This window comes from Collinsella sp. CLA-AA-H302, from assembly GCF_040093305.1.
GTDB lineage: Bacteria > Actinomycetota > Coriobacteriia > Coriobacteriales > Coriobacteriaceae > Collinsella.
The window spans coordinates 1-20,274 of sequence record NZ_JBBNJW010000017.1 but is presented as its reverse complement, the minus strand read 5'-3'; the positions used below and the strand labels follow the sequence as shown (position 1 = coordinate 20,274).

General features: G+C 58.8%; 12 protein-coding genes. 1 reads left to right on the top strand and 11 read right to left on the bottom strand.

Translation table 11 applies throughout. The features are described 5' to 3' along the window. Positions 1-2,028 (bottom strand): KUP/HAK/KT family potassium transporter, encoded by a 2,028-nt coding sequence (locus tag AAAV21_RS09715; protein ID WP_349109284.1) that lies wholly within the window; start codon positions 2,026-2,028, stop codon positions 1-3. A 157-nt stretch (positions 2,029-2,185) separates the two neighbouring features. Beyond that, positions 2,186-3,046: a nitroreductase family protein gene (locus tag AAAV21_RS09710; protein ID WP_349109282.1), complete on the bottom strand. Its 861-nt coding sequence runs from the start codon at positions 3,044-3,046 to the stop codon at positions 2,186-2,188. A gap of 214 nt (positions 3,047-3,260) precedes the next feature. On the opposite strand from AAAV21_RS09710, the gene AAAV21_RS09705 reads away from it, so the two are divergent. Then, positions 3,261-5,561, top strand: a complete 2,301-nt coding sequence (locus AAAV21_RS09705) for an LTA synthase family protein (protein WP_349109280.1) — start codon at positions 3,261-3,263, stop codon at positions 5,559-5,561. A 704-nt stretch (positions 5,562-6,265) separates the two neighbouring features. On the opposite strand, the gene AAAV21_RS09700 is transcribed toward AAAV21_RS09705, so the two are convergent. From AAAV21_RS09700 to AAAV21_RS09660, 9 genes are all read right to left on the bottom strand, one after another. Then, positions 6,266-6,964 carry a hypothetical protein gene (locus tag AAAV21_RS09700; protein ID WP_349102970.1) on the bottom strand — a complete coding sequence of 233 codons (699 nt, stop codon included), beginning with the start codon at positions 6,962-6,964 and terminating at the stop codon, positions 6,266-6,268. 2 nt (positions 6,965-6,966) lie between these two features. After that, positions 6,967-7,536 carry a hypothetical protein gene (locus tag AAAV21_RS09695; protein ID WP_349102969.1) on the bottom strand — a complete coding sequence of 190 codons (570 nt, stop codon included), beginning with the start codon at positions 7,534-7,536 and terminating at the stop codon, positions 6,967-6,969. 1 nt (position 7,537) lies between these two features. Further along, complete coding sequence (locus tag AAAV21_RS09690; RefSeq protein ID WP_349102968.1) at positions 7,538-12,976, bottom strand: hypothetical protein; 5,439 nt, start codon at positions 12,974-12,976, stop codon at positions 7,538-7,540. A gap of 3 nt (positions 12,977-12,979) precedes the next feature. Continuing rightward, positions 12,980-13,627 (bottom strand): hypothetical protein, encoded by a 648-nt coding sequence (locus AAAV21_RS09685; RefSeq protein WP_349102967.1) that lies wholly within the window; start codon positions 13,625-13,627, stop codon positions 12,980-12,982. 93 nt (positions 13,628-13,720) lie between these two features. Continuing rightward, positions 13,721-14,410 carry a hypothetical protein gene (locus AAAV21_RS09680; protein ID WP_349102966.1) on the bottom strand — a complete coding sequence of 230 codons (690 nt, stop codon included), beginning with the start codon at positions 14,408-14,410 and terminating at the stop codon, positions 13,721-13,723. A gap of 71 nt (positions 14,411-14,481) precedes the next feature. Beyond that, positions 14,482-14,994: a signal peptidase I gene (locus AAAV21_RS09675; RefSeq protein WP_349109278.1), complete on the bottom strand. Its 513-nt coding sequence runs from the start codon at positions 14,992-14,994 to the stop codon at positions 14,482-14,484. A gap of 702 nt (positions 14,995-15,696) precedes the next feature. Beyond that, positions 15,697-16,248, bottom strand: coding sequence for a flavodoxin family protein BilS (gene bilS / locus AAAV21_RS09670; protein ID WP_349103008.1), 552 nt, complete (start codon positions 16,246-16,248; stop codon positions 15,697-15,699). Positions 16,249-16,374: 126 nt separating this feature from the next. Beyond that, a complete protein-coding gene (locus AAAV21_RS09665; protein WP_349109276.1) occupies positions 16,375-18,234 on the bottom strand; it encodes an ABC transporter ATP-binding protein in 1,860 nt (619 codons plus the stop codon). Continuing rightward, positions 18,235-20,091 carry an ABC transporter ATP-binding protein gene (locus AAAV21_RS09660; protein WP_349109274.1) on the bottom strand — a complete coding sequence of 619 codons (1,857 nt, stop codon included), beginning with the start codon at positions 20,089-20,091 and terminating at the stop codon, positions 18,235-18,237. Between the last annotated feature and the right edge of the window lie 183 nt (positions 20,092-20,274).

The window sequence follows — 20,274 nt, the reverse complement described above, 5'->3', positions numbered from 1 at the left end:
CTACGGGCGCTCGTTGGGAGCCAGGCGTTGCATCTTGTTCACGGCCTTAAACTTGGTGAACAGCGGCACGTACTCAAAGCTCACGTTGGAGTTCTCCAGGCCGTACCAGCGCGCGGGGGTGCCGGCAGCACGGCGGATGATGTACTTGAGCGTGATGGCCGTACGCTCGCTGGGCTCCACGTCGCTTTCGGGCGCCAGCAGCTTGCGGATCATGACGAACTTAAACGTACCGATGTTGCCCGGATCCTTGTAGACCGAGTAGTCGTGCGTCTGCGCCGGCAGCTCGCCGCTGGCAGCCAGGTCCTGAACAACCTGGCGCAGGTAGGCATTGACGCGCTGGTTGATCTTATAGCCCAGGTACAGATGCACGCGGAACACGTAGTCGGTGCCGAACGTCTCGACCGAGTAGGCAAAGGTATGCGGCTCGTCCATGGTCTCGACATTCACGAACCACCAGGCGCGAGCGCGCTTGGGGTGCTTATCCAAGATGGAGTAGACGATATCGCGGTCGATATAGTCGGTGTTGGTGTCCTTGGTCAGGTACACGATGTTGTCGCTCACGAGCTCGTAGCGATCGTCGTCGCGTAGGCGTTTGAGCTGCGGCAGATAGCTGCGCAGCGGCAGCAGCGTAAACTGACGTTGCTCGACCGCCGTGCCGTTGTACCAGCACACCATGATGCCCATGATGAGCGCGGCCATAAGGATGGTGAAATAGCCGCCGTGGAAGAACTTGGTGAGCGAGCTCACAAAGAAGAAGCCTTCGAGCAAAAGGAAGAAGGCCGCGAAGATCCACGGAGCAACCTTGAGATTGCGCTCCACGTGCAGATAGAAGAAGAGCAGCATTGTCGTGCACATCATGGTCAGGGTAATGGCCAGGCCGTACGCGGCCTCCATGTGCGCCGAGTTCTGGAACAGCAGCACCACGACGACGCAGCCCACGAGCATGACGTTGTTGACCATGGGGATGTAGAGCTGACCCTTGGTCTCGGCAGGATAGAAGACCTGCATATGCGGCATGAGATCAAGGCGGCTGGCCTCGGACACCAGCGAGAATGCGCCGGTGATGAGCGCCTGCGAGGCGATGATGGCCGCGACGGTGGAAAGGCCGACGGCAAAGGGGCGCAGACCCGGGGCGAGCATCTGGTAGAAGGGGTTGAGGTCGGCGATACCCATGAGCTCCGGGTTGCCGGCGTTGTTGATAAGCCACGCGCCCTGGCCCATGTAGGACAGCAGCAGGCAGCACTTAACGAACGGCCAGGTGGCATAGATGTTGCCGCGGCCCACATGGCCCATGTCGGAATAGAGCGCCTCGGCACCGGTGGTGGCCAGGAAGCAGCTGCCCAGAATCATGATGCCCGCATGGTTGTTGGGGCTCAGCAGAAAAGCGATGCCACGCAACGGGTTGAGGCACAGCAGCACCGCGGGATACTGGCAGACAAAGAACAGGCCCGTGCCGCCCAGGAACAAAAACCACAGCGTCATGATGGGGCCGAAGGCGTGACCGATCTTGGCCGTGCCGATGCGCTGCACCAAGAAGAGCGCGATGATGATGGCGAGCGTGATGGCGACAACGCGGCCCTGGTCATCCCCGAGCACGGCGTGAACCGCAGGGATGGTGCGCAGGCCCTCGATGGCCGTGGTAACGGTAACAGCCGGCGTCAGGATGCCGTCGGCGAGCAGCGCGGCGCCACCCAGCATGGCGGGGATGATAAGCCACTTGCCGCAACGCTTGACCAGGCTGTACAGGGCAAAGATACCGCCCTCGCCGTGGTTGTCGGCGCGCAGCGAGATCAGCACGTACTTGACGGTCGTCAGCAGCGTGACCGTCCACACGACAAGAGAGAGCGCGCCGAGCACGAACTCCTGCGTAACGCTTCCGATGCCGCCGTTGCCGGCAACGAGCGCCTTGGTTACATACATAGGGCTGGTGCCGATGTCGCCGTACACCACGCCCAGCGTGACGAGCATCGCCGAGATGCTCACAGGAATCGCAGCGTGCGAGGCTGCCTCCTTGGCCTTTTGTTCCATAAGCCGGTTTCCTCCCAACTTTAATGTTCGAAGGGATTATAGGCAATCGGCCCATGTTTTAATGCACTGTTTTCCCAGCTAGATAAACATTTATACGGCCTTTATGCCATCGCGCGATATGGAATGTGGCAAAGGGACTGTCCCTTTGCCACATTCGTCATTTTCCGAGCCAGTTTTTGAACCACCACTCCATGGAGCGACTCATCTCGGCCATAAAGGGGCTGGTGTGTTTGCGGGTGTAGATATCCACCACGCGCTCCCCCACCTCGCGGGCATGCGGGCGAAACATCGCGTCCATCTCGGCCACCTGCGCGTCCATGGTCGCGGCATCCGCGCGGCAGTAGCGCTCCTCGTGCACCAGGTTCACCACGGGGTGCGCGATTGCCGGGCGCTCCTTACGGGGCGTGCCGATGATGAGCATCGACAGCGGCATGGTATAGGGCGGCAGATCGAGCAGCTCGGCGACTTCCTCGGCATTCTCGACGATATCACCGATGTAGCAGCTCCCCAGCCCCAGGGCCTCGGCGGCAACCACGGCGTTTTGAGCAGCAATCACGGCGTCCTGGGCCGCGATGGCAAAGTCGCCCAAACCCGGCGCGCGGCGGGGCGCCCTGCCCGTGCGCTCGACAAAATCGGGCTCAAAGCAGCCCACGTGCTCAAACAGATCGATCCACTTGGCATAATCGACCACAAATATAAGTGCCCAAGGCGCCTTGGCGATCATGGGCTGGTGATCGCACAGGTCGGCCAGACGGTCCAGCGTAGCCTGCTCGCGAATGCTCACGATGGAATACATCATCATGGCGCCCGCCGACGGCGCACGGCTCGCCGCATGCAAGATCGCCGCCCGCTGCTCGTCGGTCACCGCCACGGGACGGTCGTCGCCATCACGCGCGAAGGCACGCGTAGACGAGCGATGCTCCAAGATGTCCAGCGCTGCGTTGCCCGTAGTCTCGACCGGATAGCCGTACATATCCACAGCCGTCGCACAAACCTGCTCGCTCATCTGCTCGCTCATAGCCCTATCCCTGCCATTTCTTTAAGAAGCCTTTACGTTTCCGTGTAATTCCCGTCCATTATCGCGCAGGTCGCCACTACATTGCGCCACACCGCCACACGTGCGCGTTAATATGGCTGGTTGTTGTGCGCAGCCACCAATTGCAGCGCATATCTTGGTAACAATCGGGTAAACCCCCGCTTTCGTAGGTTTTAAGTTTGTGAGGAGTCTCAGCATGTTCGCTGCCGCCATCTCGCTCGTCGGTCTTGCGGCGACCGTCTACCTTGTCTTGCGCGAGGCCAAGGCTATTCGCGCACAGTCGGGCACCGTTGCCAAAAGCGCTCTTGGGTGGAGCGTCGCGTTCGGCCTGTTCCAGCTCTTTTTGACCATTTGGGGCGCCATTGGCCTCGTCGCCCAAAACGAGCCGCTCGCCTTTGTGACGCTCGTCCTGACCAATGCCATCCTCACCGGATGCGCCTGGGCTAGCATCGCCCGCGACCGCATCGCCCCGCGCGTCTTTGCGTTTGCCTCCGCCGACGCCCCCGCCCCCACCGGCAAGCTCGCCCGCCTGCGCGGCGCCTTTGTGGGCAAACCGCTCGTCGCCGCCGTCTTGTGCCTGCTGCTCGCCGGCGTCTTTGCGCTGCTGGGCATGGAGGTCTCGTCCAACCACGACTTTACCTGGGTCTACCCCCTGTGCATTCTGCTCGAATGGGCCATCATCACCGTGCTCATGGTCGGCTTGTTCTTCCTATTCCAGCGCCACGGCGCAGCTCCCGCGGTCCTGGCCTTTGCCCTCTTTGCCCTGGGCATTGCCGAGTTCTTCGTCATCACGTTTAAATCCATGCCCATCCAGCCGGGCGACCTTTCGGCCATCTCCACCGCCGCCGCGGTCGCCGGCAACGGCTACACCTTCTCGATCTCGCTGTTCTGCGTGCTGTCCATGGGCTTTACCGCCATCGCCATGCTGCTGTGCGAGTACGCCGGCCTGGTCGCGCCGCACCGTCAGAAGGGCGCCGCTAACGCCAAGCGCATGCTGCTCACCAACCTGCTCGTGGCGGTGCTGTGCCTGGGCGGCGTGACCGCGCATGTCACGCTCATCGACTACTACAACACCCTCGGCATCACTGTCTACACCTGGCGCCCGCTCGAGAGCTACTGGCGCGAGGGCTACCTGCCTGCCTTTATTAGTGCGGCACAGTCCATCAAGCCGCCCAAACCCGCCGACTACTCCGTCGACGATGCCAAGGCCACGCTCAAAAAGTACGCCAAGGCCTACGACAAGTCCGACGCGGCCAAGAGCGACGAGCGCGCCGCCGCAAAGGAGCAGTTCGACAGCGAGAAGCCCACGGTCATCGCCATCATGAACGAGACGTTCTCGGATCTGTCGATCTACCAGAACATGCGCGCCGGCTACGAAGGTCCGCAGTACTTTAAGAACCTGTCCAACTGCCTCAGCCGCGGAAAGCTCTACGTGAGCGCCTACGGCGGCGGCACGGCCAATACCGAGTTTGAGTTTATGACCGGCAACTCCATGGCCAACCTGGGCTCGGGCGTGTACCCCTACACCATCTACAACATGGAAACGACCGGGAACCTGGCAGAGCAGTTCAAATCGCTCGGCTATTCCACCACGGCCATGCACCCCAACCACGCGACCAACTGGAACCGCGAGAACGTCTATAAGGACTTTGGCTTTGACCAGTTCCTGTCCATCAACGATTTCCAGGGCGCCGATACCCTGCGCGGCATGGTGACCGACCAGGCAACCTACGACAAGATTCTTGAGCTGCTCGACCAGAACGCCGACCCGCAGTTCATCTTCGACGTGACCATGCAGAACCACTCGGGCTACGACACGGGCCTGCTGCCGGTCGACAAGCAGATGCACCTGAACATCGACACGACCGACCTGGACGCCAAGACCGTCGAGGACGGCACGCTCTCCGATGTCGACGAGTATGTCTCGTGCATCGAGCAGTCCGATCAGGCGCTGCGCTACTTCCTCAACGCCCTGAGCAAGCTCGACCGTAAGGTGGTCGTGGTGTTCTGGGGCGACCATCAGCCGTTCTTCCCGTCCAAGTTCAACGATAAGTGGTTTACCGGCGAGGACGACGCCACCCACCAGGAACGCTTGTGGCAGACCGACTACATCATCTGGGCTAACTACGACGTTGCCGGTTGCGACCAGACGAGCGAGGTCGACGACTTGTCAACCAACTACCTGTCCACGCAGCTTATGCAGCTGATTGGCGCCCCGCTGACCGACTACCAGAAAGCGCACATGACGCTGCGCGAGTCGCTGCCCGCTATCAACTCCGTGGGCTACGAGGACGCCAGTCTGCGTTGGGCGCTCTCCTCCAACGTCACCGGTGACGACGCCGCTGCCGCTGCCGCCACCAAGGCGCGCGAGGATTACGCCAAGATGCAGTACTACGAGATGTTCCGCGACGGCAAGAACGTCTATACGGAGCACTTCCAGACCGAGGCCAACGAGACCGACCCCAACCTGGCGCCGGGCACAACCAAGATCAAGTAACGGGGTCGGGGACCCGAATCGGCGGCAGACGGAGGCGCGGGAAAGGTCTGCTGCTCAAACAGTCCTGCGCAAGACGGGGGCCACATTAAGTGGCCTCCTTTGCGTGCGGAACTCGCGATGAACCTTATATGCCTCCGCCCGGACAGACGCCCTGTTGTTGGAGCGCAGCTTGTCATAGGAGTATCCGCTGAACATATATAAGTTGAAGGCCACATTAAGTGGCCTTCTTTGTATTCGGAAAGTGTGTCCCGGAATCTGCCTTCGGAATGGGACGCAGTTTCCGCTTGAGAGTCTGTTGGGAAAGCGCATCCCACTTCAAGAGTAAATTCCGGGTCGCACTTTCCGCTAAGGCTCTCAACCGGAAAGTGCATCCCATTCCAAGCCTTAATTCCGGGACATAGTCTCCGGACAAGACGTCACCCGGAAAGTGGGGACCACTCTGAGCGCCGATTCTGGGACACACTTTCCGAAACCCCGCCCATCCGGAAAGCCCGTCCCACTCCGTATACATCCAGGCATGAAATCATCAGCTTATTAGGCCTTCTATCAATAAAGAGACACCCTCCCGGGCGGCGGGCACGAAGTTCATCGCGAGTTCCGCACGCAAAGAAGGCCACTTAATGTGGCCTTCGTCTTGCGCAGGACTGTAGAGCAGGGAACTTCGTGCCCGCCGCCCAGGAGGGCGTTGCGTTTAGAAGATGGACCTAGCGCTTGTTCCTCCGGGACAAAAGAAGCGCGGCTATAAAAGCGATGATGGCAAGCGCCAGCAACACCAAAAGCAAAGCGAGCGTGTTGTCGCCCGTTGCCGCCAGACCAAGCAAGCCGGGCTTCTTGCTGCCAGCAGGTTGTACGGGGATCTTCTCGCCATCGTCTTCGGCGGTGATTTCCCAGCGAATTGCCTTGTTTGCGTCGGCAAGCTCGTTGCCCACCGACGTCGGGACACTTAGTTGCAAATTGAGTACCGTGCTGCCATCGCTCGTAAACGTTGCGACCTGCGTGGGATAGGCAAACACGCTGCCCGGCGTTCCCGTCTGGAGCCAACCGGCAGACGCATCGGCCGCCGACGCCGTTAGGGTAATGGGCGACAGCAGATGTGCCGTCTCGTGATCGACAACAGCCCGCACAAACACACGTACCTGGGACTTTACACCCGTGGCACGAACCCCAATCTGTTGCTCGCGTACATCGCCGGGCATTAAATCTTTAAAGGCTGGAAACAGATCGGGCTCCCCCGAGGAGTCCGTCGCTCCCGATACCGTTAGCTGGCGTGCATTTCCGTCATAGGCAATCGTGGGAATGTCAGCAAACGCACGGGCAGGAACGGTGAGCGCGATAAGGCAGACGATTGCCGCCATCACGCAGCGCAGGGAACACACAACGTCTTTACGAATCGGAGAAGCCATACTTACGCACCTCCATGCGGCGGCACCAGCACGCCATCCTTGACCGTACAGCCCCATGCCTCTGTAGCTGCGTCTTCGGGCGTGGACTGAATCGCCTGGGTCGAGATGTCCACGACCAGGTTCTTGCCATCCAGCTTCTGCTCAGTCACGCTTTTGATGAGCACGTCAGTTTTGGTCATCGGCGCAACAGGAGACGTCCAGTAGTAGTACCCGTCGGACGCGACGACCCAAGACGAGGCGTTGTTGGAAGCGGATGCATCGCGCACGCTGCCCCACACAATGTCGTAGTCGGTGCCGGCAACCGGCTCATCCCACAGGCGGGCGCCATTCTGATCCTGCCAGTAAATATCCACCGCGACCCGCAGATATGCCGGAGCCGTGCCCGTGTTTGCAATCGCAACGTCGCTCTTCACGTTGTTATTGAGCTTCTCGTCTACCGTGGGCGTCACCGTACCAAAGCCAAACTCGTTGACCAGCACACCCGTAACCGAAAGCCACGCAAAGGTGCCGGCGGCGCCAGCCAAAAGAAGAGCGCCGACAAGGAGGGCGACAATCCGCTTACGCTTAGTCATCCTAGTCCTCCCTCCTCAGTGTGCCGTTTTCCCAAACATTCTTGGCACGCGAGCCACCATCGACCCATTTGTCTTTCGCACGTGTGTTGACGCACGTCACCACCGTGTCGCCCACGCTCGATGCAGACGAGATGGTCAACTCGGCAGATTTACCGGGCGCCTTTCCCGGCGTACTCAGTTCGTCCTCGTAACGCCACGCCCAAGCCGTGTCCTCCTCGACGGTATAGATGCCAGCCGGCACGGCAAACTGCACACTGCCGACATACCAGACCTCACCGTTTTCGGAGCGCTTCTCGCTAACTTTTACCTCGACCATGCGCGTCTCGACAGGAGAACCCTCCGACGCCTTTCGCGTTACCTTAAAGCGGAACGTTTGCCCCATTGCGCTGGCGTCGGTAGTCTTTTTAACGATCGTCAGCGCATGAGTCTGTGCAAAGTTGAACACGGCATTGCCGTCACCCTGATCACCCTCGCCCGTCTTCTTGGACTCCAAGCGGTTGGCCAGATCGAACGAACCGCCACCCGAACCCAGACTGTAGAGCGAGACAAACTTGTCGTTTACGGGCACTTCCGCCGCAGTAACGCCCTCCGTATCAGGGCCGTAGCTTGCCTGCTTCACCGTAACAGTCAGTTGCGTCCCCATAAACGGCTCGGCAAAGCAGACCTTAAACGGCGCCTTATCGGCGGCGTCGTCGACGGTGTTGGCGGCGGAAGGATCGAGCAGCCACTTAAGCTGCGCGGTCATGTTTTCGGGCTTTCCATCAGACGTATCGTTGGCAACCACGCGATACGTCACGGGATACAGGTCCATATCTCCCTTGACCGGCTCGTCCTTAAACGTATCCCAAGCCTCCGCAGCACCTTCGGCACCCACATATCGCCATTCCAAGAAGAGTTCACGCTTATCGCCATTGGCGGCCGCCTGCTCATCGAGCAGCGCAACGATCTTGGAGTGGGCATCCGGGTCATATGCCACGGATTTTTGCTCCATCACGGGGTTGCCGCTCTCGTCCATTTTAGGGACATCGACCGTGTGGATAAAACCGGACTTGCCGTCTTGTGCGCGCTCATCGCCCGAGTCGACGGTCGCCGTAAAGATGACCGACCCGTCGATACCGTGATAGTGCACCTTATACGGCGCAATCTTGTACACCGCAGTGTAGGTCACGTTCTTAAAGGGCTCATTACCCTCAAGGGGATACTTCTCCTCATCGGTCATCAGGGTGTAGTTGCCATCGGATGTATAGTCACGCGACCAGCCGACAAAGTCGTACTTGGTGCCATCCTTGCCGACAACCTCAGCTGTAGCTCTTACTTCCAGCGATATTTGATCGCCCGAGTCGGTGCGCGAAAGAAAACGCACGGAATCGGGGTTATCCAGATTGTTATCGATATTCGATTGGACCTTTACCGCGCTCGCACGGTAGACCGGGTACAGCTCCATGGGGGCGTTGACCACCGTGTTTTTATTCACCATGGAAACGCCGTCCGACCAAACGATATAACCGCTGCCAGTTACCGGCTTAACTTCCGTCCAGCCCACGAAGGTATTGTATGCACCCGTTGCAGCATCGATATCGCCGACGTTATACGTAGGCAGTGGCATGCCGCCCTTAAGACTGCCGAGCGTATCGTCCTCCTGCGCGAGTTTGCCATCGATATCGGTATCGTTCAGGTGATACACCACCGCGATGGGCGTGTAGTAGGCCACAAACGTATAGGGCTTGCCGGGCTCCACGGGATAGGTATACGAGTTATTGCCGTCAGATTCGAGCTCCTTAACCTCACCGTTCGGGAGTTCGATTTCGACCTTATTCAGCTTGTATAACTCGCCGCCGGACTTGTATACCGTCGTTTCGATATCAGGAATCACCGTTGCCGTGGCAGGATCGGTGTCCGCATTGAGATTAGGGGCGATGTCATACCTAGGAACATTCACCTCGGAAGTGCCATTAAAACCGGCGCGGTGCAGGTTGGTGGTGTAGTTGACGTCGAACTTTGCGTAGACGGGATAGGCATCCTGACACTGGGTGACCTTGGAGTCATCCGTCGCCAAGTATGGCGCCGCCTTTTCCGGATCGCTCGTCACATAGGGGTCGTTGGCGACATCATAGATATATTTCCAGACGGCAGAATCCTTCTTGACCTCGGCGGTCGAAATCCAGCCCAGGAACTTATAGCCCGGCACGGCCATGTCGGCATCGGTCGGGGAAGCTTCGAGGGTCAGGGGGCTCTCATACGATCCCTTCTCACCATCTTCTGGTTTTTCGGCCACTTTAACCGACTTATTAACATGCGGGTAGTAATACGTGAACGTCGGATCCGCCCCGTTCACCTTGGTCTGCAGCAAGTTACTCTCATAGCGCCGCGTGGCAGTCCTCACGACATTATCGCCCTTGTTGTAGAAATTAACGTCCGTGGTAATCATCGCGCGAACGTAGTACTTCTTATCTGTACGCACTATGCTCTCGATGGGATTTTTCACATATGTCCAATATTCACCATCGCGCTCAAGCGTCCAGAAATTCAGGCGATAGCGATCATTCACCAGTTTGGCCGTTACGTTCAGCGAAGCCGAAGTCCAAGTATCGCTTAGCGTTGCAGCGCCTGGAAAATCAGTATCGGCATAGAGGTTTTTTAGAGTATCGGCTCCCGTATCGTTTTTAACGTTGTGCGAGTACGCGTTAAGGGGACTCACGACAAGGGTTTTCGTCGTGTAGCGCGTCTCACACGTTCCGTCATAACTATCCTTTATGCCGTGGTCAACATGCTCCGGACCCCAGTGGACGACGTTTTCACGCACGAAGGTACTACCGACGTTTTCCTCAAAGGGCGTTTGATAGCGATTCCAAACGGAACAAAGTAGCTTGCTGTCCGTAAACTCATGGTTGGTATAAGCCCGAACGTAATAATCCACTCGGTACTCAAAGCGGGCGATGTAGGTATGTGGCACAGTTAGATCGACATCGGCAGGGAGTGTGTAGCTGGGGTCGCGGCTTACGCGCACCTCGAGCGGAGCATCCTCGGTCCCCTTGTTTTCATACCAACCCAAGAAGCGATAGCCATCGGGCAGCTTGCCGCCATTGGACAGGGGCGTACCTTCCGTGTTGCACACCTGTACCGTGTAGACGCTGGTGCCGTCCTCGGTAGTCTGGACGTCGACATTGGTTTTGCCCACACCGTCGCGCAGAGTCTTATCGTCGGTTGTGTCCTGCTCATTGCCCTCGAACACCGTTATGATGTTCGACACGTAGTCGCTGTACACCGGGTAGAAGTCGGTAGGACGGACAACCGTGATCTCGCTACCCGCAGGATAAAAAGCTCCCTGATTTTTAAGCTCGGCTAACTGAGTCGAGGTGATGGCGGCATAGCCACCATTCATCCCCGCCTCGCTGCTAGGCTGCGTGGTCCAGCCGATAAATGTCGCGGTAGGCTTCAAGTTGCCGCGATCCGCGGGGGCAGCGGGCGTCAAACCCACGCCATAGCGGTACCAATCAGTTGACTTGCCGTGCGCAGCACCGGTTTTCCAATCAAGCGTCTCGCCCTTAACGTTATAGAACAGCACCTGTGCCTCGTACGAAGCGATAAACAGGTCATTGCCCTCAAAAGCCTTGGCCCCTTTCGCGTTATCGGCAGTATAGGTTGACGTTTCGTCGTGCAACTCGCTCTTCTGGACCTGCTTGCCAGCAGCCACAGCATCGGCATCGGTCTTGCCGTCAAACCAGCTGTTGTCTTGTCCAATTCGATTCACTTGCACATCGGGCTCGCGGAACCAGCCCATAAAACGGTAGCCGCCGTTCTCCTCGCTCAGCCCCTCAGGCTTTGCGGAGGTATCCTGCTTAAACGTTACCGACGTATCGCCCTGGGCCAAGCCCTGGGCCGTTCCCGCCAGCACGGCACTCACGGCAAAGGTATACGGATCCGAGGTCGCCTGATCAATACCGAGTTTGGTTGCCTCGATGGTCGCGATGCCTGCACCGGGAAAATCAATCGTCGCCTTAACGCTCTGGCCATGCACGGGAATATTCAGTTTGTAGTCCATCGCCCACTCATTGGGGTGTGAGTCATTCAGATACGCATCGTTAGCAGTCGAGCGCATGGTGCCGGCACAGAAGTCGTAATCATGCTGCTCCCACAGCTCACGTGTGACGTAGCGTTCGTCGTCCCAAGGACCGAATCCGGCACCGGATACCGTGCCATCACCCGCAAGGGCGTAAATCTTCTTCTTGGCTGCCGTACCCTGACTAAACCCGGATAGGCTGACACTGGGCTTGAAGTAGCAATCAGTGATAGTCGCATCACCCGCATTAGCGCGTGCAGCAATACCGCCCAGGTTCACGTCGTTTTGAATAATGGGGATCACGGCGATGGGGTTGTACTGGCGCGAGCTCAAATCGCCGGCGAAATGGCTGCGAGTGATTTCATTACCGCTCTTAGACAAGATGCGGCCTGCAAGACCGCCCGTCCAAGCGCGCGTTACGGAGACAACGCCCACGTAAGAAGCAGCATAGCTATAGCATTTCGCCGTTGAAAAGCAGTCAATGACTTTAGCGCCTTCTGCCATGCAGCCCACAAAACCCGAGGCGTACACGTTGTTGCCGCCCAGGGCGCCAATGGCCACATCGTATTTATTGGTGACGTCGGTCATGCCCTTCTCGGCAATCGAGCCATTCTCTTTGCGCGTAGGCGTCACGCGGCAATACTCGATGGTCGAGTTCTTAACGTAGCCGGCAAACGCCGCCATATACAGGCCCTCGCCACCGATTGCCTGTACGCCCGAAGTCGTGTTGTTAACGGCGCGGCCACCACGGACCTCGCAGTTGTAGAGGGTGCAACCGTCGAGCTCGCCGGCAATCAGGCCCCCCTCAAAACCCGCATTGGTAATCACATTGAGCATGTTGTTGGCACACGTAACGTGCAGGGTGCTCTCCATGACCATAACGTTTTCGAAGTGGGTTTTGATCGCCCTGCCCACGATAATGCCGCCGCGGAAGTCAGCCCAGATGTTGGCATCCTTGACCAGGAAGTTCTTGATGGTGGCGCCATCGGTCTCGGCAAAAAAGCCCGTATCGCGCTCGGGATCCAAGACCTTATTCTCGTAGTTCAGGCCCTTCACGGTATGGTTTTGACCGTCAAAGACGCCCTTAAAGGGATGTTCTTTGTTGCCAAAGGAGAGGTGCTTGACCGTATCCTCAACAATGGCGTTCATATCATCATCGTTAAGAACGATATCGTTATCGAGATAGACGATCCACTGCGACGTGTCGCGCTGTCGCGACAGCGCGACACACGCCAGGAAGTCGTTCCTGTTTGTGATATGGAATTCGGTCTGATCCTCGGCATGCGCTGCCGCCGGCAGCGCTACAACGCAGCAAAGGGCGATTGCCACCACAGCGATCAGCCTGCCGAGCACGCCTCGGTTTCTGTTCTTAATCTCCATGGGCTAGTTCGCCTCCGGCCAGCCCACGACGTCGAGCACGTCGAGGACGGTATCGTTTGCCTGCTGGTTTTTGGCCTGCACGGCCTGGACGTCGATATCGAGCCTGTATGAGCCGCCGCGCGCGGCATCGTGGTAGTCGCCCACAAATCGCAGCGAGTCCATGAGGCTCTCCGTCATGGCACCGGAATCGAGCACGCCCCCGCATCCGGCCAATCCGCGGTAGTAGTACCACCCATCGCCGCCATCGATCCACGGGGACCCCTCGCCCGCGTTCACGTGAAAGGCGACGTTGCCCGAGGCGTCCGCACTCGAACCGTCGGGCGCCACCGACGTCATGCGCAGACGAGCGCGAACGTACTCAGGCTGCGCGCCGGCGTTCTCCACGCGCACAATGCGGCTGATGTCAGAGCCCCCGGCCTCGGTGTCGGGATAGTCGCCGCGCTCGTCGGCCTCAAACGGAATCTCCTCGCCCTGCTCGTTTAGGGTGTATTCGCAGACTCGTACCTTCACGCTGCCAAACGATAGGACGTTGTTCGCCGGAACCATATCAACGGTAAAAGCCAGCGTGCCACACAGGCACGTCAGGGCCAACAGCGCCATCGCGGCAAGCGCCAAGGTGCGTTTCTGATTGTCGGAAAGATTGTTGAGCATTACGTTCGCCAATCGTCGATCAAAGGGAGACCGAGATCCCGACCCGAAAATGGGGATGGGGAGCGGGCCGGGATCTCGGTGGAGGGGGTGGGATTACTTCAGGCCGTTAGCCCAATCCGTGGCAGCAGTCAAGGCAGACGCAGATGAACCCTCAGCGGTATTGTCTGCTGCGTAAATGAAGCAGTTGACATCCATCGTGGCAGGATTGGCGAAATCCTTTTGCTCGGTGTCCTTGGGAGTAGTCACCTGGCTGAACAGCTCGCCAGTCCACTTATCATCAGTCTTGCTGGCAATAAGCGGGGTAGCCTCGGTTCCTTCGCCAACATAAACGAAAAGGCCACCGAGATAATGAGTCGGCTCGCCCTCAACGGCGGTCGCATCAACGGCCTTCCAGCCAGAGTTAATGGTGAAGTAAGTCGTCTTGAAATCAGCGGTCCCGGCAGACGCCGTCTTGTTGTTCACGAAAACGTACACATATGCATCCTCGGATCCCTTGCCGATACCGACATTAGGATTCTTGGGTACAGACACGCCAGGGGCGAGCTTAGAGCCCTTAACCCATTTGGTCTCGGTCAGGTTGCCGTTGACCTTAGTGTTATCATCCGGAAGCGGCTGATTCGGATGGTCGGGATCGGTAGTGGGCTTGTTGATGCCCGCAGTGGTGAAGTTGTTGGTCAGGCTCGACTGCGCCGTCAGCCAGGCGTAGGTGCCCACGCCGGCAGCCAGTACCAGCAACAGCAAGGCGGCAACTATGCCGTAGCGCTTTTTCCTCTTGTTCTCCATCGTTCTCTTCCTTTCGAGAATCGTTTTCCCCGGCAACGGCCATTGCCGTTGCCGACACCTCTCCCCTGCCGCTATGGACGCCGCCCCCTCGCATGCGCGCGGGCATGCTTGTCCGCAGGCTCGTCGGGAACCATCCGATCGAGCACAATCGACGCCGCGGCCAGCAGCGCCAGAACGGCCACCACAACAAGCAAACCGGGCATCGTCGTGCAATATGCGTTAACGAAGCCCAGGTAAGGGACACAAAAAGAAACGACACCGATCACGCGCGAAAAAGGAGTCTGCTCGGCGTCGTGCATGATGGTTCCATCTGCATTTTTGTTTGCGATTCCCTGCGTGCTGATCGTCTGCGCCACAGGGTCGACCTCGTACACCTGGTGCGTCACTACGGCGCCGTCGGATCGGTAAAAAGTTGCATTGTCGCCCACGGCAATATCCGTTGGATCAACCTGGCGAACAAACACCATGGAGCCGACGGGAAGCTCGGGCTCCATAGAGCCCGAAAGCACTGCAAAAGGCGTGTATCCAAATGCGCGGGGAGCAAAAGAAACAACGGCAAGGGCTATGACAAGCGCGAGCGCCATGCTGCTAAGAAGTGCAATAAATCGTTTGAGTCCGCGCGCCGCCATAATGATTAATTCATCCCCATCGAGGCCTTATTCGACCCATCCAAAGGTCAGCAAGTTTCAACAGGAACCGCAAGGCGATTGAAAAGTGAGTCCGAAATAAGCCAATTTGGAAGCTTTTCGTAATAAAAACATAGCGATGTGCTACATATTTTTCAATGTTTTGTCGCTAAATGCTACTTATTTTGACGTAAGCGGTCATTTATCCCCAAATTAGTCTGTTTTATCCAATATCTGTGACTAATCCCTACGCAATTCATTAATAGAGGGTTTGATATTATGCGCAACCAAAAGAATCATACCCCCCCCCACATTAAAATTAACTGCTGGATGTACCATTTATTTTTAACCCCTCCTATTGGAGTTTTATGCTGCCACATATCGCTCGCAGCCCATAACCCTCAGCAAGCCGTGCCCCAGAATTCGCGTCCGGAGTGGAATGCGGTTTCCGCTTGCGGCCCCGTTGGGAAACCGCATCCCGTTTCTCGACCGAATACTGAGATGCAATTTCCACAGAGCCTCTCAACCGGAAACCACATCCCATTCCAAAGGCAAATTCCGGGGCACAGCTTCCGCACCCCCGTGTTAAGAAAAAAGCCTCGAGAATTTCGAGGCTTTCACATTTGTATTGTTTTGCACGAAGGACCGCGAACGGCGAAGCTACTCGCCCAGCACGGCCTTCTTGGCAGCTGCGGCCATGTTGTCCAGGTCCTCCTTGGTGGGGTGGTCCTTTGCGGCAACCCAGTTGTCGAGCAGCATCTTGAAGTGAGCGTTGTCGGGATCTTGCTCGAGCATGGCCTCGTAGCGCTGCTTGACCGCGGGGCCCATCTTGCCCTGGCACATCGCCCAGCCCGCAAGCTCGGCATCCTCGGCCAAATTGGACGATACACGGTCGATAATCTGCTGATAATAGCTCTGGTCGGCCCCAAAGCCGCAGGTGCCAAATAGGAACACGCGCTTGCCGTGCAAGGCGGAGAGCAACGCCGCGACCGAAGGCGTGCACGCGCCCTTGTCGCACCAAAAACCGACGAGCACCGTGTCGGCCGCGCAGGCGCGCTGCGCCTCGAGCGCAACCTGATCTGCATCCGCATCGTCGCTCAATGCCGCGGCATGGACAAACTCAACACCCGCAGCCTGCAGAGCGCGCTTGATCGCGCCCGAAACCATCCTGGTATTACCGCTCTTGCTGTTGACCACCAAAGAGCACGTCATAGTCACGTTGCCTCGTTTCCCCAAAACTAAAGCCACTAATGCAATTTATTAGATGAATATCTTAGTACTAACGTGACAGATGTAAACCACCTTCTGTCGATTGATTAATTTGCCCCACGACCGTGCTTACTGGGCAAACTGGCTGCGGTAGAGCTCGGCATAGAAGCCGTCTGCCGCCAGCAGCTCGTCGTGCGTGCCGCGCTCGATAATCTGGCCGTCGCGCATGACCAGAATGCAGTCGGCGTTGCGGATCGTCGACAGGCGGTGCGCCACGACAAAGCTTGTGCGACCGGCCATGAGCTCGTCGAATGCCGCCTGTACCTGCAGCTCGGTACGCGTATCGATGCTCGACGTCGCCTCGTCCAGCAGCAGAATCGCCGGATCGGTGAGCATGACGCGCGCGATGCACAGCAGCTGTTTTTGACCTTGGCTAAACGTGCCGCCGTCCTCGCCGATGACCGTATCGTAGCCGCCTGGCAGCTGAACGATAAACTTGTGCGCGTGTGCGCGCTTGGCGGCTTCGATAACTTGTTCGCGCGTGGCATCGGGACAACCGTAGGCGATGTTTTCGGCCACGGTACCCTCGAACAACCAGGTATCCTGCAGCACCATGCCAAAGGCACGGCGCAGGCTTGCGCGCGTGTAGTCACGCGAGGACTTGCCATCGACCGCAATGCGACCGGCATCGATATCGTAGAACCGCAGCAGCAGGTTGATGAGCGTTGTCTTGCCACAGCCCGTGGGGCCGACGAGGGCAAAGCGCATGCCGGGTTTGGCGTCAATGCAAATGTCCTGCAGCAGCTTGCGATCGGGCACGTAGCTAAAGTCCACGTGCTCAAAGGCCACCTCGCCCCGCGGGGAGGCAAGCTCCACGGCATCTGGCGCATCGGGCTCCTGCTCGCTGGCGTCGAGCAACGCAAACATACGACGCGCCGAGGCATACGCCGTTTGGATTTGCGTAATGACGTTGGTAACCTCGTTGAACGGTTTGGTGTACTGGTTGGCATAGGACAGGAAGATCTGCACGCCGCCTACCGTAAGCGCCGCCGGCACGCCTGTGATCACGCCCACGCAGCCAATCACGGCAACCACGGCGTAGATGATGTTGTTGATAAAGCGCGTGCCGGGGTTGGAGAGCGAACCCATAAACTGCGCGCGCTCGCCCGCGGTGTAGAGCTCAGCGTTGAGGGCATCGAAGCGCTGCTGAGCGTGCGGGCCGTAGGCAAACGCGTCCACGAGCTTTTGCTCGCCTACGTATTCCTCAATATGACCGCCAAGCTGGCCTTGGATGCGCTGCTGTGCCGTAAAGCTCTTGTTGGAAAGCTTGGCGATGGCGCCGGCCGCAAAGATGGAAAGCGGCGTGACGAGCACCACCACGAGCGTCATGGTCAGATTGATGGAGAGCATAAACGCAAGCGTGCCCACGATGGTGATGATGCCGGTGAAGAGCTGGGTAAAGCCCTGCAGCAGGCCGTCGCCCACCTGGTCGACATCGTTGACCACGCGGCTCATGAGGTCGCCGTGGGCGTGGCCGTCGATAAAGCTGAGCGGCATGCGGCTGAGCTTGTCGCTCGCCTCCACGCGCATGTCGCGCACCGTCTCGTAGGACAGACGGTTAACGCAATAACCTTGGAGCCACTGGAAAGCCGCAGCGCCTACGACGACAATCGCGAGCTTGGTGACAAGCGGCAGCAGCGCATCGAAGTCCACCTGACCGGCAGCAACGATCAGGTCGATGCCCTCGCCGATGAGAATAGGTGTGTAGAGTTGCAAAATCACCGAGATGGCGGCGCTCACAAACGATGCCGCAAACGAAATGCGGTGCGGGCGGACATAGCCCAGCAGGCGGCGGGTCACCGCGCCCACGGGATAGCGCTCAGGGTCGCCGGGCTGGCGCGGACCGTCGCCCAGATCGTTGAGGTTATCGTTGCCGGACACGTTGGCCGTCATCGTGGCGACCGAACCGGAAGAGGTGTACGGATTCATTTAGCAGCCCTCCTTTGCGCAAGTAGGTGCAGGGGCAGTCGGGGCAGACGTGGGTGCCGCACTCCCCTGCTGGCCCTCGAGCTCCTCGCGGCGCAGCTGCGACTGGCAAATCTCGCGATAGAGCTGGCAGCTTGCGTAGAGCTCGTCATGCGTACCCAGGCCCGCGACCGAGCCGTGGTCGAGCACGCAGATCATGTCGGCATCGCGCACGGTCGAGACGCGCTGGCTCACGATGACGGTCGTGAGCGGCAGCCCGCCCTCAGCGGCGCCGAGCATGCTGCGCTCGCGAATGGCGTGACGAAGTGCCGCGTCGGTCTTAAAGTCCAGTGCCGAGGCGGAGTCGTCCATAATCAAAATCTGCGGCGAGCCCACCAGGGCACGCGCGATGGTCAGGCGCTGGCGCTGGCCACCGCTAAAGTTCTTGCCGCCCGCCTCGACCGGGGCATCGAGCCCCTGCGGCTTGTTGCGCACGAACTCGCTCGCCTGCGCCATATCGAGCGCTGCCCAGAGCTCCTCGTCGGTCGCCGACTCGTCACGCCAGGTCAGGTTGCTGCGGATGGTGCCGCTCACCAGCGACGCACGCTGCGGAACAGTCGCAACCACATGGCGCAGCTGGTCGAGCGGCCAAGCGCGCACGTCGGCACCCATCACGCACACGCTGCCGGCGCCTGCATCGTACAGGCGCGGGATGAGCGAGACGAGCGTGGACTTACCGCTGCCCGTACCGCCAATAATGCCGAGCGTCTTGCCCAGCGGGAGCTCCAAGGTCACATCGCTCACGGCGTTTGCCGCACCCGCGCCAAACGAGAAGCTCGCATGGTCAAAGCTCAGTGCGGAAATCGGAGCGGCGTCCCCCGCCAGGTCGCTCGGCTTGGGCAGCGCGACCGACCGGTTGCCCTCGTCCGTGATGCTCGGCTCACAATTGAGCACCTCGTTGATACGCGACGCACTGGCGCTCGCCTTGGTAAAGACCACGACCAAGTTGGCAACATACACGATGGAGGTGAGGGTCTGCGTCATGTAGTTGACGAACGCCATGACCTGACCCTGCGTGAGCTCGCCCACGTTGACCTGGATGCCGCCCACCCACAGGATGGCGCACACGCCCAGGTTCATCACGAGAAACGTGACAGGGTTGAGAATCGAGGAGAGCTTGCCCACCGCGATGGCAGTATTGGCCTGGTCATCGGCGGCTTGGGCAAAGCGCTCGCGCTCATGGTCCTCGCGCACGAAGGCGCGAACCACGCGGGCGCCCGAAAGCCCCTCGCGGCAAATGAGCGCGATGCGGTCGAGCTTTGCCTGCAGCTGCTTGTAGTACGGAATGCAGCGCGCCATAACAAACCAGAACACCAGGCCGATAGCGGGCGTGCAGATCAAAAAGATGATGCCGAGCTTAAGGTCGATGGCAAGGGCCGCGACCATGGAGCCCACCGCCAGGAAGGGCCAGCGGATGAGCATGCGTACGCCCAGCGCCACAGCGAGCTGCACCTGGTTAACGTCGTTGGTGATGCGGGTGATAAGCGACGGCGTGCCAAAGCGATCGAGCTCGGCGTAGCTCAGCTTATTGATGTGCTCATAGAGCGCGCCGCGAATGTCGGTGCCCATGCCCTGCGAGGTGAGCGCCGCCATCTTTTGGCAGACGAGCGTAAACGAGATGCCGATCACAGCCATGGCGGCGAGCACCACGCCGTAACGGACGACGGCGTTCACATCGTGCGCCCCAATGCCCTTATCGATCATCTGGGCAATCACCAGCGGCGTCAGCAGGTCAAAGATCACTTCGATCAACTTACACGCAGGGCCAATCACCATATACCGGCGAAACTTACCACCAAAACGCCTGAGCAGCTCAATCATGTATAGGCGCTCCCTATCATCATTCACACTCAATTCGAATCATGATAGTACGGTGAGCCCAAAAGAAGCGTAAACAACTCGTCATTTCTAATGGGGTTCGGTTTCCAAAGAAGCGGAGAGGTGCGCATGCCCGGTCAGCGGCGCGCCAATCGCTTGGTATACTTACATTAGTGCTACCAAGTT